The sequence below is a fragment of the Streptomyces sp. NPDC004031 genome (assembly GCF_053604375.1).
Genome location: NZ_JBSGHL010000018.1, coordinates 104497 through 118319, shown reverse-complemented (window position 1 = coordinate 118319; position 13823 = coordinate 104497). Strand labels below are relative to the sequence as shown.

Genomic DNA, 13823 nt, shown 5'->3' with positions numbered 1-13823 from the left:
CGGAAGGAAGCGCGTAATTCATGGACGCTGAGGACGCACAACGTATCGCCGCTAGCCGCTATCGACATCAATTGCCTGACGGCAGCCTCGCACCGATGTTCGCCACTGAATTCGACGAGGGATTCATTGTAATACCAACGCTCCCTCAGCCCCCACCGCCTCGGCCTGGCGAACCGCCAAAGCTCACCTCACCCGGCGCTGCAGCCATCATCGTGGACAAGCAGACCGGCGAGATGACAGTGCTGCCCTACCACGGCGAGGAGGGAACCGCCGAGCTGTATCGGCGCTTTCGCGCTCAGCCACCGCCCCCGCCACCTCCCCCCGCGCCCAGCCCTCGCGGGCGCGCACGGCGCCGTTGGGGTTTCCGGAGGTCGGGGGAATCCGGCGGGTCCGGGACGGCGTGGCCGTAAAGCACAGCCGCTCCTACCAGGGGCGGCGCCTGCGGTCGCGGAGGACGATCGCCGTGGCGGTGACGAGCAGCAGGGCTGCGGCCGCCCCGGCCACCAGGTAGGCCGCCGTGCGCTTCTCGCGGTGCCGCGTGGGATCGGCCACGGTGAGGGCGGCAGGGATCGCGGAGGCGTGCTTCGGGTGTTCGGCCGGGTCCGGAGCTGGCGTCTCGATCGGCGTGGCGTCGTCGGTGAGCGCGCGGACGGGGTCCACCACACCCCAGCCGAGAAGCGCGTCGTGCCCTGGAGAGATGCGTTGCGCGGTCTGCTCGATCTGGGCGATCACCTCCGCCGCGGTCCACGTGGGGTGCTCGGCTCGGATCAGCGCGGCGACGCCTGCCACGTACGGGGCGGCGAAACTGGTTCCGTTGTCGAGGCACTGGCCACCGCCGGGCACCGTGGACAGTATGTCCACGCCCGGCGCGGCGACTCCGACGAAGTCGCCCGCCTGCGAGAAGGGGGCACGTTCGTTGTTGCGGTCCGAGGCGCCGACCGCCAGTACGCCGGGATAGCCGCCGGGGTAGGTGGGGCGGAATACACCGTCCGATCCGCCGTTCCCCGCGGAGGCGACGATCACGGCGTCCGCCGCCACGGCAGCCGCGACGGCAGCCGCCAGGCCAGGGGTGCCGCGCGGGGTGTCCTGGGAGATGTTGATGACCCCGGCGCCCTCGGCAACCGCCTTCCGCAGCGCGCGGGCCAGGCCGTCCACGGTTCCCGTCCCGTCCTCGCCCGCTTGCCGGAGCGAGATCAGGGTCGCCTCAGGAGCGAGCCCGACGAAGCCGGTCGCCGGGGAGGGCCGGGCTGCGATGATGCCTGCCACTTCCGTGCCGTGGCCCACCGGGTCGGTGATGCCGCGGCCGCCGGGGGCTGTCAGGTCGACACTGCGCGAGACGTCGACCGCGGTGGCCAACTGCGGGTTCCGCGTGTCGATCCCGGAGTCGATCACTGCGACGGTCACGCCCTTGCCCCGCGTGTTCTGCCACAGCCGGTTGAGCAGCACGCGTTGCAGCGACCACGGCGTCTGCGGAACGTCGGGGGCGGGGAAGGTGCATTCTCCGTCGCCGTCGAGGACCGGTGCGGTGTGCGCGGCAGGCGCAGCGGCCAGTGTCAGTGCGGCCGTCCCTGAACATCCCGTCACGACGGCGGCAATCACCGCAAGCGCCGTCGCCACGGGGGCACGCCGCGCGCGGGGGCACCCCGCCACTCCCAGCCCAGGCATCGTCGTCAGCCGAAGTAGGACGCGGCCTTCCTGTCCGCCGCGTGGTAGTGGCCGCCGGCGATCTGCACCTTGCTCGCGATCGACTCCAGCACGTCGTGCATGTGATGCGTACGGTGCGCCCACTCGTGTGCGACGGCGAGGAAGGCGTGCTGTGCGTCGCCCTCCCAATACCCGGCGACCGCGCGGACGCGTGTCAGCAGGTTGTCCAGGTCGCTCTGCAGTTGTGTGGCCTGATGCCTGATCACACCTGCGGCCTCGTCGAGGGAGGCGTAGGTGACTTTGAGCTGGCCGGGATCGAGCATGGGTACCTCGTGGGTGTGGTGCGGCCGGCGTCGAGCAGACGGCGGCGGCAGGGGGCGTGGCGCGGCGCGGTGTCAGAGGCCAGCGATGCCGCTTCCGGGGGCGCTGCCGTTGATGTCGATGCTTTTCATGTCCTGGAGGACGCCCTCGTCGGTGGCGCCGGCCGTGACGTTCGTGTCGTGCACCGCCTGCCTGATCCTGCCGAGCAGCATCGCGAGCACACGGTGGTCCTCGTTGATGAGCGCCTGCTGGGCGTTGAAGGCGTTGGCGCCGATGCCTCGCCAGTGGCCTTCGAGGTTGTCGATCACGGCCTGGAGTGCCCGGACCTGGCGGTCCATCGAGCCCACCATGAGGTCGAGATCGCTTTCAAGCCTGCCCAGCGAGGCGGTGGTGACTTTCATACCGGCTGTCACGACGCCCATTCCTCCCCCGCACACATACTGTGCACGTAAAGCCACGGGTGATTACCTTGCGTGTTCACTGTACCAATGTTCCTCCGACCAACCTCAACGTGACACCCTGCGAACCGAGTTGCTGACCAGCGCCGATGAGTGCGAACCCCGGATGCCTCAGCGGATGACCGGCGGCGCCACGCCGTCGCGACGCGGTCCCCAGTCGCCCATGCCGAGAGGGCCGTCCGCACGCTCCGTGTCGTCGCGCTCTTCGCCTCTGTCGCCCGTAGTGCCTGTAGTGCCCAGAACACGAGGTGCGAAGACGGCGGCGGGGGCGCGGCCCACCACACCACCCGGTTCCGCTGCGAGGCGGCGCGCCTCCGTCGCGCCGGAGGCAGGTCGGCCGGCACCGTGGCCGCTCGCCGTGCCGCCTGCGGGCGGCCGGGCGGGCGGCCCGTATCCACCAATGACGCCGTACGCGGCCGCCCCCTGTGCGGGGCCGCCCGAAGCTGCCGGTTCATCGACAGGGCTGCCGCCGACGATGTCGTGGCTGTGGCCTGCGCGGGCGGGAGGGGCGTCCGGGAACGGCTCGTAGGCGCTCCTCGGCTGCTGGTGCCGGGGGGCTTTCCTCGACAGCTGCCATGCCGTTCCGGACGCCTCGGTGTCCCCGGAACGGTGGACGAAGGGGCCGCTGGTGAGTGACGGGGCGACGTACCCGCCCGGAGGCGCAGACGAGCCGGTGTGCAGGCCGTCACCGAACGGCGCACTGCCGCTCGGTCGCGGACCGGATCCCGCAGGTACCGGCACTTCCGCCGACTGCGTGCGCGTCAGAGGCGGCGCCTCGCTGGCATGTCCGGCCGCATCGCTGAGGGATGCCTCCACGGCGCCGCGCACATGTGGTGGTTCGCCTGGGCTCGTCACGGCGTCGTCGGAGGCGACCTCGATCGGGCGGGCCCGCCCGGCCGGGGGCACGAACGGTGACGGCATCGGTGGATACTCCGGCGCCTCGGCCGTGTCCAAGACCGTCGCCGAGAGGGAGTACGCCTGCGCCAGCTTGCGCATCTGATCCGCCGCCTCGATGCGGGCGGCCTCCATCTCGGCGTGGGCGTGGGCCATCAGTGCCTGGGCGTCCGGGTCGTGACGAATGGTCGGGTCGTTCCCGAGGCTGGTGAAGGTGCTCCGGGCGGCGGCCGGAACGGGCGGCATGTCGCGGGTGACCGCGCGCAGGGTGTCCGCCGCGTGGTTGAGGGCCTTGGCGGTGGAGCGGGCGTAGTCGCTCAGCCCGAGGGTGGCGCGGGCGACCTTGCTGCCCCAGTCCCGGAAGGCGGCGCCGGAGGCACCCTCCCAGTCGACATAGGCGATGTGCCGGTCGAGGTGGGAGCCGATACGGGCGATGTCCTCGACGGCCCGGCCCAGGTGATCGCCGACGGACTCGATCGTCCCGGGGTCGGCGTGCCGGATCATGGCCAGCAGTTGCTCGTGTGAGCAGTTCTCGAAATCCGCCCGGCTCGGGTCCGCCACGTGGTCGTCCACGCGAGAGTTATGGCTTCCTGTCATCCCGGGCTTCCCGCGTGCGCTTCGGTTCCGGCGGTTCCCGGGGTTCCGGCCGTTCCGACGGCTTCGGCTCCTCCATCCGGCCCTGGGCCATGGGCAGGATGGAGGAGCCGATCGCCGAGGGCCCGGAGCCTGCGCTGCGTGTCGAGGTCGACGTCCGCGAACGTCTTGTGTCCGATCCGCAGCGACAGACCCAGGGCCTCGATCTGGTCGGCCAGCGTCTGTGAGAGCTGTTCGAGCCGGCCGTGGACGTCTGTGTATGCCGCGGCCAGGTCCTCGGCCGCACCGAATCCGGTACCGAACCGCGCGGACGCGACGCGCTGCTCAGCGACGCGTTGCGGGGCGGCGTAGGAGGCGTCCAGATCGGCGAGCAGGGCGTCCACGCGGGTCCTGAAGGCGCACAGATCCTCCAGGGCGACATACAGGCCGCCGCTGCCACGGGATGCGCTCATCAGATGATCACTCCTGCCTCTTCGGTATCGACAGTCGCACTGTTCAACGCAGGCCCCTTGGCCGCGCGTTCGTACGCGGCCACGTCACGATCCCTGTGGCCGAGCAGCGCTCCCGGTGTCCAGCACCGGGCCCCTGGGGAGGAGTTCGGACCACCCGATCGGGATCGGCAGCGGGTTGACGTCCGCGTAGCCCAGCCGGGTCGCAGCCTCGTCGGTCGGCCGGCTCGCGTCGGCCGTACCGGCGGCCGCGGCGCCGCCGCCGGTACCGGTGCGGGGAACGGCGTAGCGCAGCCCCGTGTCGGTGACGAGGTAGCGGGTGCCCCCGCTTGTGTCGCTTCCGCTGACTTCCTGGTAGAGCAGGCCGCTTCCGGGTGTGACGTAGGCGGAGGCGGTGCCTTCGACGATCGGCTCGGGATATTCCCGGCCGGTCCACATCCGCAGGCGCGGCGCGCTCGGCGCCACGGATGTGCCGTGGAGGACGACGCACACCACCTCACGGGGTGATTCGCCCGTCGTGGTGTTGACCTGGTGCGGGTCGCCGCGGGGCCAGTCGGCGGGGAGGAAGGCGGGTTGCGGGGCGGCCGGGAGGCTGCTTCTGACCGGGTCGGTCTGGGCGTTGGCCTGGAGCAGCAGGAGCGCCGCGAAGCGGGTGACGGGGGCGGCTCCGCGCCGCGTGACGACGTAGTACTCCTCACCGGCTGCCGACGTGGCCCGCAGCACGGTGCCGACGGTGGCGTGGCCGGAGGGCACTCCGCCGACCCGTACGAGGGTTCCGCGGCCTTCGACGACCGGGAAGTCGACAGGCGTCCCCGAGGCGAGTGAGCCGAGCCAGGCGTCGGTCACGGTCTGCGGCCGGGGATCCTCGCCGAAGAGGGTGCGGGGCAGCAGGTCCGGGGCCCCGCCGCCCTTGGCCCGACCGGCGGGCCTGGCCCTGCCGAGCCGGAATCTGGTGCCCCCGGCGTCGACGAGGTACTGCCTTGCGTGCTCGTCCTGTACGTAGAGCACCTGGTCGCCGGTCAGCAGGGACGGTCCGCCCACGTCTGCCGTCTCGTCGCGGCCGAGGACGAAGACGGCCTGGCGCGCGGTCCGGCCACTTCCGCCGTCCGGACGGTCGCAGACGGCCCAGACCTTCGCTTCGGCGGCGTCGGCGGCCCGGGGCAGGCGGTCGGGCGCGTAGGGGATGCCCAGCGGCGCGCCGTGCTCGATCCCGCTGTGGTCGAGTACGGATTCCCTGACCTTGATGACGTCGTAGCCGCCGGGGTCGAGGAGCAGTCGCGCCGAGGCCATGTTGAGCACCGGGTGCAGTACGGGCTCATGAGTGCGGGAGTCGTTCAGCACGACGTAGCGGGTGGTGGATTCGTCGGCGACGATCACATGCTTGCCGGGCGTGTCCCAGTCGGTCGGCGCGGAGGGTCTCATGAGGCCCCAGGCGCCGGATGCCGCGAGCAGTACGGCGCCGAGGACGGCTCCGGGCAGGAGGGCGTGCAGCGGGCGCGGGGCGCCGTCGTCGGAGCCTGCGGCGCCGGAGTGGAGAAAAGCCGCCACGACGCGCCGGCGCGCGAACCAGTGAGCGTTGAGCTGTTCCTTGCGTGAGGCCATGGTCCGGCGTTCTTCCCCCGGGGTGGTGTCCGCTGCGACGGCATCCGGCGCGCGTCGCCCTATGGGCGGGATCCACCCTCACTATGCCGGATGTGCCGAATGTCAGATGGTGCCGCTACCGTGAGGGAAAGTCAGGGTGCGGCAGAAAAGGGGGTGTTGATGATGCTTACGGATACGGCATCGCGTCGTGGCGGCGAGGCGACCGCGGCTCCTCCCGCGCGTCCGAAGCCGCGCGCCGGGCGAACCGGCGTGCCGGGGCTGTGGCGCCTTGTGCTGCTGGAGGTTGCAGTGGCCCTGGTCCTGGTCGGCGCGGTCGCCGGGAGGACGGCGCCGGGTCTGCTCGGTCTGACGTCGGCGGTAGTGGTGGCCGCGGTTCTGGTGGCCGCGGCGACCGTGCACCACCGGGGTCTGCCGTTGCCCGAGCGGTCGGCCGCCGTGCTGGCGATGCGCCGGAGGCAGCAGCAGGCGGCGACGGACCCGGTGGGGTTGCTCGGCCTGGCGCTGGCACCGCTCGGCGCTTGCGCGCCCGCGCTGCGGACGTACGTCTTCGCCGGACGCGGCGGGCGCCGCGTCGGGATGGTGGGCGACGGTACGTTCCTGACGGCGGTGCTGATGGTGCGGGCGGACGACGCGCTCCTGCGCGCCGCACGGCCGTTGCCGCTGGGGCCGCTCCTCGACGCCTTGGAGGTCGAGGATGTGCTGCTGGCCTCGGTGCAGGTGGTCCGGCACGTACGCGCGGTTCCGGCCCCGCGTCCGGCACCGCGGGCACCGTCGCCGGATGCCGGCCTGCCGCACCATGGAATACGTGCGACCCGCGTCACTTGGGTGGCGTTGAGACTGGACCCGCACCTGTGCCCGGCGGCGGTTCTGGCCCGGGGCGGCGGGGTGGGCGGCGCCCAGCGCGCCGTGCTGCGGGCGGCGGACCATCTGGCCAGCCGTCTGGTGGGCGAGGGCTTCGACACGGCGGTGCTGGACGAGGAGAAACTGATCGCGGCGCTCGCCGCCTCGGCATGCCTCGGTGCGGCGGAGGCTCGCCCCTCGGGCACGGGGTGGCGCAGAGGGACGGAGCACAGCCGCGCGTGGCATTGCGACGGCCGTCGGCACACCACGTACGCGCTGGGCAACGCCCCCGCCGCCGCACAGGCGGTCACCGCTCTCACGGCGGTGCCGGCAACGGCGTGCACCTTCGCACTGGCACTGGCCCGCGGGCCGGGAGGGGCGCCGACGGTCCGCGGATTCCTGCGGCTCACGGCCGACACCGACGCCGAACTCGTGGCGGCCTGCGACGCGTTGGAGAGCACGGCGGATCGGCACGGGGTGGAGCCCGCGCGGCTGGACCACGAGCAGGTTCCGGGCCTGCTGGCCACGATGCCCCTGGGCGGCACCCGGTGACGGCCCCGGGACGGACCGGCCGGACAGCGGGCGATCCGCAGTCGGCCGCCTCGGAAGGGGCGTGGGCGCTCCGCACTGCGCGGCCGGGCCTCGGCCTGCCGGGTCCGCGGCGCACTGCCGAGACCTGGTCGAGATCCAGGCTGACGGGCCTGTCGCTGCCGCTCGGTGACGACGGCGTCCTGGCCGGGACGGACACGGCGGGCGACCCCATGGTCCTCGGCCTGTTCCGGCCCACCCCGCTGGACGCCGTGGTGATCGGCAGCGTGTGGACGGCGCAACTGCTTGCCGTCCGCGCCGTCGAGGCGGGGGCGGAGGTCGCCGTGGAGTCAGCCCGCCCGCGGCTCTGGGCGCCCCTGGCGTCAGGGGCCGTGGAGGGGCGGTGGCGCCTCGCGGTGTACGGCGTGGGGGAAGTCCCGCACCAGGAGCCGGGGTTGCGGAGCCCTGTCCTCGTCGTCCGGGACTGCGGGGCACAGCCACCGCCGAGCACGCTCGCGCGGGCGCCCTGGCAGGCAGCGCTGACCCTGCTGCCGTTCCTCGGCCCGCAGGCGGGCGGCCTGACGGCCGGGGCGGAACTGGTGGGCGTCCAGCGAGTCTCGCCGCAGGAAGCGGAAGTCCTGGCCGGCACGCTGCGGTTGGACCCGCAGCAGACAGCGGCGCTTCCCGGTCTCGACGACGACGCCGTGCTGTGGTGCACCACACAGCACCGGCGGTTCGCGCGACTGGTGCCGGCCCCCGACGAGTCGCAGTTGCTGGGTGAGGCCCGGCGTATCGACTGAACGAACCCCCTCCGCCGGGGAACACGCCCCAAGGCGGAACCGCACGCCCCCGCACAGCGGTCTCCCACGGTGGCGGGGAACGGGCCCCGGAGAACGCGGCAATGTCCCGCGGCGCGGGTATATACCGAGCGAGGGAAACACCTCGGCGCAGGGGCCGACGGATCCCCGCAGCGTCCGCCCGCCTGCCACCGGGCCCTCCTGCGGGGACGAGCGGAAGCCGGAACAAGACGGCCTGACAACGGACGTACCCCGGCGATTAGGCTGTCCGTCGAGAGCGGCAGGAAGCGGCGGAGGGCCTCGCCCTGCGGCGTACGGGGCGGGGAGAGCTACGGGGCAACTCCCCGACGCAGACCGGGAGGCACAGTGAACAGCGATCGGGACGACAACCGCGCGGGCGGGGCCGCCCCTGTCGACGCACCGGCCGAAGGCGACGTGACGGGCGAATACCGCTTCGATTTCACCCCGCCGGCCTGGTACATGCAGAACGGCAGCGGGGGCGCGGACGAGGAGGAGCCGGAGGAGGCCGGGCCCGTCGCGCCCGCGGCCCCGGCGTCGCCCGGCCCCGAGGCCGGGGTACCGGAATCCGGCCCATCCGCGGTGGAAGCGGTGGAAGAGGCCCCGCGGGCGCCGGTCTGGGAACCGCTGCCGCCGCGCGCTCCACAGGAATCCGCCTCGGGCCCCACCGCGTTGGCCGGTGCCGGATCCTGGTCGGCCACCGCCGTACCGTTGCCGGCCGTGTCCACCGACCCGGCCGAGCAGCCGGTCTGGTCCGGGATCCCGGTCACGTCGGTGGTCTCGGTGCAGGTGACCGCGCCCGACCCGGCGGAAGCGGAACCCGCTGCGGAGACCGCGCCGGAAGCGGAAGAAGAGGCAGCGCCCGCGCCGTTCACGGCGCAGGGGCAGGGGGAGGAAGCAGGGCCGGAGGAGCCGGGGGGCCGCGCCACCGTGCGGTTCTCCGCGGCGGCCCTGCGCCAGGAGATCGAGGAGCGTGCCGGGGTGCGGATCGAGGACGTGGGGCAGGCGGGTCCGCTCGGGCCGCCGCGCCCGACGGGAGAGCCGGAGGACGCCGTGCCCGAGCCGCCCGCGGCCGCTCCCGCACCCGAGCCCGAGGACACCCGGCGGGAGGCCCCGGCGCCGCCCGCCGCCGCACCCGAGCCGGAGGACGCGCGACCTCACGTGCCCGTCTGGACTCCGCTGCCCCAGCCGCCTGTGGCGGAACCCGCGCCCTGGTCCCCGCCCGGTCCGCAGAGCGCGATGCCGCCGCTGCCGCCGCACTTCGAACGTGCGGAGCCGCAGCCGCCCACGCCGGAGTCCTCGCAGGCCTTCCCGGAGCCCGCCGCCCCGTCTGTGCCACAGAGCGCACCGCCGCAGAGCACACCCCCGCAGGTTGTGCCCCCGCAGACCGCACCGCCGCAGGGACCCGCCGCCGCGTATCCCCCGCCGCAGGGGCCGGCCGCCGCCTACCCGCCACCGCAAGGGCCTGCCGCCTATCCCGCGCCGGGGCCCGCGGCTCCCGTCCCGTACCCGGGTCAGGGCTACCCCGCACCCGTGCCGCCCGCCCCGGCCCAGCCCGAGGCACAGAGCGGTTACGGCTTGCCGCAGCCCGCGCAGAACCTGCCCGCGCCCGCTCCTGCCCCGGCTCCGCCTGCTCCCGAGCCCGCCCCGGCCCCCGCCGTGGTCGAGCCCGCCCCGCAGAGCGGCTACGGCTTCCCGCAGCAGGCCCCGCACCTGCCCGTTCCGGCGCAGCCCGGCCCCCAGGGCGGCTACGGCTTCCCGCCCGCCGCGCAGGGTCAGGGCGTGGTGCCGACAGGGCTGCCGCAGCAGCCCGCGCCCGCGCCCGTGGACGCCGGACCGGCGGTGCCGCCGCAGGGCGGTTACGGATTCCCGCCGGCCCAGCACCCGGCGCACGCGCAGGGCGCGGCGGCCGAGCCGGAGGCGGCGGGACCGCTGCCTCCGCTGCCCGCGCAGGGCGGTTACGGATTCCCGCAGCAGCCTCCCGCGCAGAACCTCCCGGCTCCTTATGCCGCGCCGCAGGGGCCGGCGGCCGTCCCGGGGCAGGTTCCCGGACAGTTCCCGGCGCCGGGACCTGTGCCGCCGCAGGGCCAGATCCCGGCACCGGGCCCCGTGCCCGCTCCCGTACCGGATCCGCGGCAGCAGAACGACCCCGCGGGGCAGCCACAGGCGCACGCCTTCGGCCAGCCTCAGGCGCAGCAGCCCGCTCCTCCTCCCGCAGGTCCGGTGGACCCGCGGTCCGGCGGCTGGCCGACGGTGACGCCGGATCAGCGGCAGCGCACCGCGCAGGGCGGGGCCCCGCTGGGCTACACCGCGGCCGTCGAGCTGTCGTCCGACCGTCTGCTGCGCAACCAGCCCAAGCCGCGGAAGCCCGGGGCCAACGCGCAGCCGAGCCGTTTCAAGCTCGGCGGCAAGAAAGAGGAAGCGGAGCGGCAGCGCAAGCTGGAGCTGATCCGTACCCCGGTGCTGTCGTGCTACCGGATAGCGGTGATCAGCCTCAAGGGCGGCGTCGGGAAGACGACGACCACGACGGCGCTCGGGGCGACGCTCGCGAGCGAGCGGCAGGACAAGATCCTGGCGATCGACGCGAATCCGGACGCGGGCACGCTCGGCCGCCGCGTGCGCCGGGAGACCGGCGCGACGATCCGCGACCTGGTGCAGGCGATCCCGTATCTCAACAGCTACATGGACATCCGCCGCTTCACCTCGCAGGCGCCCTCCGGGCTGGAGATCATCGCCAACGACGTGGATCCGGCGGTGTCGACGGCCTTCAGCGACGAGGACTACCGCCGGGCGATCGACGTGCTGGGCCGGCAGTATCCGGTGATCCTCACCGACTCGGGCACCGGCCTGCTCTACAGCGCCATGCGCGGGGTGCTCGACCTGGCCGACCAGCTGATCATCGTGTCGACGCCGTCGGTCGACGGTGCCTCGAGTGCCAGTACGACGCTGGACTGGCTGTCGGCGCACGGCTACGCCGACCTGGTGGCGCGCAGCATCACGGTGATCTCGGGGGTGCGCGAGACCGGCAAGATGATCAAGGTCGAGGACATCGTGGCGCACTTCCGGACCCGCTGCCGCGGTGTGCAGGTGGTGCCGTTCGACGAACACCTGGCGGCCGGTGCCGAGGTGGACCTGGACATGATGCGACCCAAGACCCGGGAGGCCTACTTCCACCTCTCGGCGATGGTCGCCGAGGACTTCGCCCGAGCGCAGCAGGCGCAGGGGCTGTGGACGGGTGACGGCCAGAGCCAGCCGCCGCAGCTCGCACCGCCGATGCCCGGCCAGTACGGGGCCGCGCCCTACGCCGGAGCGCCGGCCGGCTACCCGCCGCCGGGACAGCCGGGTCAAGCGGGACAGCCCGTCCCGCCCGCGCAGCCGCAGCAGCCGTACGGCCAGCCCCCGATGCCGCCCGGTCAGTTCCCGCCCGCGCAGTACGGGGCTCCCGCGCAGGCTCCGCAGGGGTATCCGCCGCCCGGTCCCGCGGGCCAGCCGCCGGCCGCGCCGTTCCAGCCGCAGTCGCCTCAGCCGCAGGCACCCCAGCCGCAGCAGGGCTGGCCGGCGCCGCAGCAGGGCGCCGAGCAGGGGTACGGCTACCCGCCGCCTCCCCCTCAGCAGTAGCGGCCGCGGGCCGCCCAGCCGGAGCAGGCCGGGCCGGGCCGGCTGCGCGCAGCTCACGCGGTCATCGGGCCGTCGCCGTGGACACCCACGGCGACGGCCCTTGGCGTGTACGGGTTCTCGGGGTCGGAATACCCCGGCGGTCGTACGCCGGGTCCCCCCGGGGATGCAGTGGCGCGGGGGAAGAATCCGCCCGTGGTCCGTCGCGGACGGGGTCGGCGAGAACGGACGATAGGGACATCCTGATCGTCCGTACCGCGCACCTCACGAGGACCAGTCATGATCGAGGCCCACGCACTGACCAAACGCTACGGTGAGCGCACCGCCGTGTCCGACCTCAGCTTCACCGTCCGCCCGGGTGCCGTGACGGGTTTCCTCGGGCCGAACGGGGCGGGCAAGTCGACCACGATGCGCATGATCCTCGGGCTCGACGCGCCGAGTTCGGGATGGGCGACGGTCAACGGCAAGCGGTACGCGGAGCACCGGGCGCCGCTGCACGAGGTCGGCGCGATGCTGGAGGCGCGCGCGGTCCACACCGGCCGCAGCGCGTACAACCACCTGCTGGCGCTCGCCGCGACGACCGGAATCTCCCGTCGCAGGGTGGACGAGGTGGTCGACATCGTCGGCCTGCGCGACGTCGCGCGCAAGCGGGCGGGCGGATTCTCCCTGGGCATGGGCCAGCGGCTCGGTATCGCCAGCGCGCTGCTCGGTGATCCGGCGACGCTGGTGCTGGACGAGCCGGTGAACGGCCTGGATCCCGAGGGGATCCTGTGGATCCGAAACCTGCTCAAGGGGCTTGCCGCAGAAGGCCGGACGGTCCTGCTCTCCTCGCATCTGATGTCGGAGATGGCGCTGACGGCGGAGCATCTGATCGTGATCGGCCGGGGCCGGCTGATGGCCGACGTGTCGGTGGCGGAGTTCGTCACGGCGGCGGGCGGCACCGTACGGGTGCGGACGGACGAGGCGGCGCGGCTGCGGGGCCTGCTCGCGGGACCGGACATATCGGTGAGCGCCACCGAGCGCGACGTCCTGGAGGTCACAGGTCTGAGCAGCGACCGGATCGGCCGCACGGCGGCGGACGCCGGGATCGCCCTGGCCGAACTGACACCTCGCCAGGCGTCTTTGGAGGACGCGTTCATGGAGATGACGCGGGAGGCGGTCGAGTACCAGGCCGCCCCGGCACACGAGCGGGAAGGACAGCCGGCATGAGTACGACGACGGGCACGGCCGTGACGGGCGGCTTTCCTCCCCCGGTCCTGACGACCGGCGGGCGCGGCGAAGTGACCCAGTTTCGGGTGCTGCACTCCGAGTGGATCAAGATGCGCAGTCTTCGCTCCACGTTCTTCACCCTGATAGCCGCCGTGGTGGCGCTCGTCGGGCTCGGGGCGCTGTTCGCGGCCTTCACCGCGGGCCACTGGGATCACATGAGCGCGCGGGAACGGGCGAGCTTCGAGCCCGGCATCACCAGCCTGCGCGGGTTCTTCCTGGCACAGCTCGCGGTGGGCGTGCTGGGGGTGCTGATGGTCAGCGGGGAGTACGCGACGGGGACGATCCGGGCGTCGCTCACGGCGGTGCCGCGCCGACTCCCCGTGCTGTGGGCGAAGGCCGCGCTCTACGCGGTGGTCGTGTGGGGGCTGATGACGGCGGGCGCGTTCCTCGCCTTCGCGGTCGGGCAGGCCCTGCTGTCCTCCCAGCATGTGCAGACGTCGTTGGGCGCCCCCGGGGAGCTGCGCCAGGTGATGGGCGTCGGGCTGTATCTGACCGTCGTGGGGCTGCTCGGGCTGGCGATAGGCGCTCTCATCAGGAACACGGCTGGCGGCATAGCCACGGTGTTCGGCCTGCTGCTGGTGGTACCGGTCCTCGCGGAGGCGCTTCCCACCTCGTGGGCCAACCACATCGACCAGTGGCTGCCGAGCAACGCGGGCCAGTCCGTTCTCACCCTGCACCGTGAGGCGCATACGCTGGCGCCGTGGACGGGATTCGCGGTGTTCTGCCTGTACGCGCTGGTGGCGCTCGCGGCTGCCGCGGTGCTGCTGCGGCGGCGCGACGTATGAGGGCGGCGC

The 13823-nt window shown here is 73.4% G+C and carries 11 protein-coding genes; 5 read left to right on the top strand and 6 right to left on the bottom strand.

Going from position 1 to position 13823, the window contains the following annotated elements; genetic code table 11:
* Positions 1–423: 423 nt before the first annotated feature.
* The 6 genes from mycP to eccB all read right to left on the bottom strand — a co-directional run bounded on the left by mycP (position 424) and on the right by eccB (position 5962).
* Positions 424–1665 (bottom strand): type VII secretion-associated serine protease mycosin, encoded by a 1242-nt coding sequence (gene mycP, locus ACWERV_RS14560; RefSeq protein ID WP_452932766.1) that lies wholly within the window; start codon positions 1663–1665, stop codon positions 424–426.
* 5 nt (positions 1666–1670) lie between these two features.
* A complete protein-coding gene (locus ACWERV_RS14555; protein ID WP_398186562.1) occupies positions 1671–1967 on the bottom strand; it encodes a WXG100 family type VII secretion target in 297 nt (98 codons plus the stop codon).
* A gap of 72 nt (positions 1968–2039) precedes the next feature.
* The gene (locus tag ACWERV_RS14550; protein WP_452932764.1) at positions 2040–2378 is read right to left on the bottom strand and encodes a WXG100 family type VII secretion target; all 339 of its coding nucleotides are present in this window, start codon (positions 2376–2378) and stop codon (positions 2040–2042) included.
* A 156-nt stretch (positions 2379–2534) separates the two neighbouring features.
* Positions 2535–3890: a hypothetical protein gene (locus ACWERV_RS14545; protein ID WP_452932762.1), complete on the bottom strand. Its 1356-nt coding sequence runs from the start codon at positions 3888–3890 to the stop codon at positions 2535–2537.
* A 20-nt stretch (positions 3891–3910) separates the two neighbouring features.
* On the bottom strand, positions 3911–4363 hold the full coding sequence (locus ACWERV_RS14540) for a hypothetical protein (protein ID WP_452932760.1): 453 nt from the start codon (positions 4361–4363) through the stop codon (positions 3911–3913).
* An 84-nt stretch (positions 4364–4447) separates the two neighbouring features.
* Complete coding sequence (eccB, locus tag ACWERV_RS14535) at positions 4448–5962, bottom strand: type VII secretion protein EccB (protein ID WP_452932758.1); 1515 nt, start codon at positions 5960–5962, stop codon at positions 4448–4450.
* Positions 5963–6250: 288 nt separating this feature from the next.
* Here eccB and eccE point away from each other — a divergent pair, with 288 nt between their 5' ends.
* The 5 genes from eccE to ACWERV_RS14510 all read left to right on the top strand — a co-directional run bounded on the left by eccE (position 6251) and on the right by ACWERV_RS14510 (position 13814).
* Positions 6251–7354 carry a type VII secretion protein EccE gene (eccE, locus tag ACWERV_RS14530; RefSeq protein WP_452932756.1) on the top strand — a complete coding sequence of 368 codons (1104 nt, stop codon included), beginning with the start codon at positions 6251–6253 and terminating at the stop codon, positions 7352–7354.
* Positions 7351–8130, top strand: coding sequence for a hypothetical protein (locus ACWERV_RS14525; protein ID WP_452932755.1), 780 nt, complete (start codon positions 7351–7353; stop codon positions 8128–8130). Before eccE ends, ACWERV_RS14525 begins: the two co-directional genes overlap by 4 nt.
* A gap of 363 nt (positions 8131–8493) precedes the next feature.
* Entirely contained in the window at positions 8494–11763 is a 3270-nt protein-coding gene (locus tag ACWERV_RS14520; protein ID WP_452932752.1) for an SCO5717 family growth-regulating ATPase, read from the top strand.
* A gap of 276 nt (positions 11764–12039) precedes the next feature.
* Positions 12040–12969, top strand: coding sequence for an ATP-binding cassette domain-containing protein (locus ACWERV_RS14515; RefSeq protein WP_452932750.1), 930 nt, complete (start codon positions 12040–12042; stop codon positions 12967–12969).
* Positions 12966–13814, top strand: coding sequence for an ABC transporter permease subunit (locus ACWERV_RS14510; protein ID WP_452932748.1), 849 nt, complete (start codon positions 12966–12968; stop codon positions 13812–13814). The genes ACWERV_RS14515 and ACWERV_RS14510 overlap by 4 nt, the downstream gene beginning before the upstream one ends.
* The last annotated feature ends 9 nt before the right edge of the window (positions 13815–13823 follow it).

Excerpts from the sequence above, each read along its gene's own strand:
- mycP (WP_452932766.1), bottom strand. The coding sequence starts at position 1,665 with ATGCCTGGGCTGGGAGTGGCGGGGTGCCCCCGCGCGCGGCGTGCCCCC.
- eccB (WP_452932758.1), bottom strand. The coding sequence starts at position 5,962 with ATGGCCTCACGCAAGGAACAGCTCAACGCTCACTGGTTCGCGCGCCGG.
- ACWERV_RS14510 (WP_452932748.1), top strand. The coding sequence starts at position 12,966 with ATGAGTACGACGACGGGCACGGCCGTGACGGGCGGCTTTCCTCCCCCG.
- ACWERV_RS14540 (WP_452932760.1), bottom strand. The coding sequence starts at position 4,363 with ATGAGCGCATCCCGTGGCAGCGGCGGCCTGTATGTCGCCCTGGAGGAT.
- ACWERV_RS14515 (WP_452932750.1), top strand. The coding sequence starts at position 12,040 with ATGATCGAGGCCCACGCACTGACCAAACGCTACGGTGAGCGCACCGCC.
- ACWERV_RS14555 (WP_398186562.1), bottom strand. The coding sequence starts at position 1,967 with ATGCTCGATCCCGGCCAGCTCAAAGTCACCTACGCCTCCCTCGACGAG.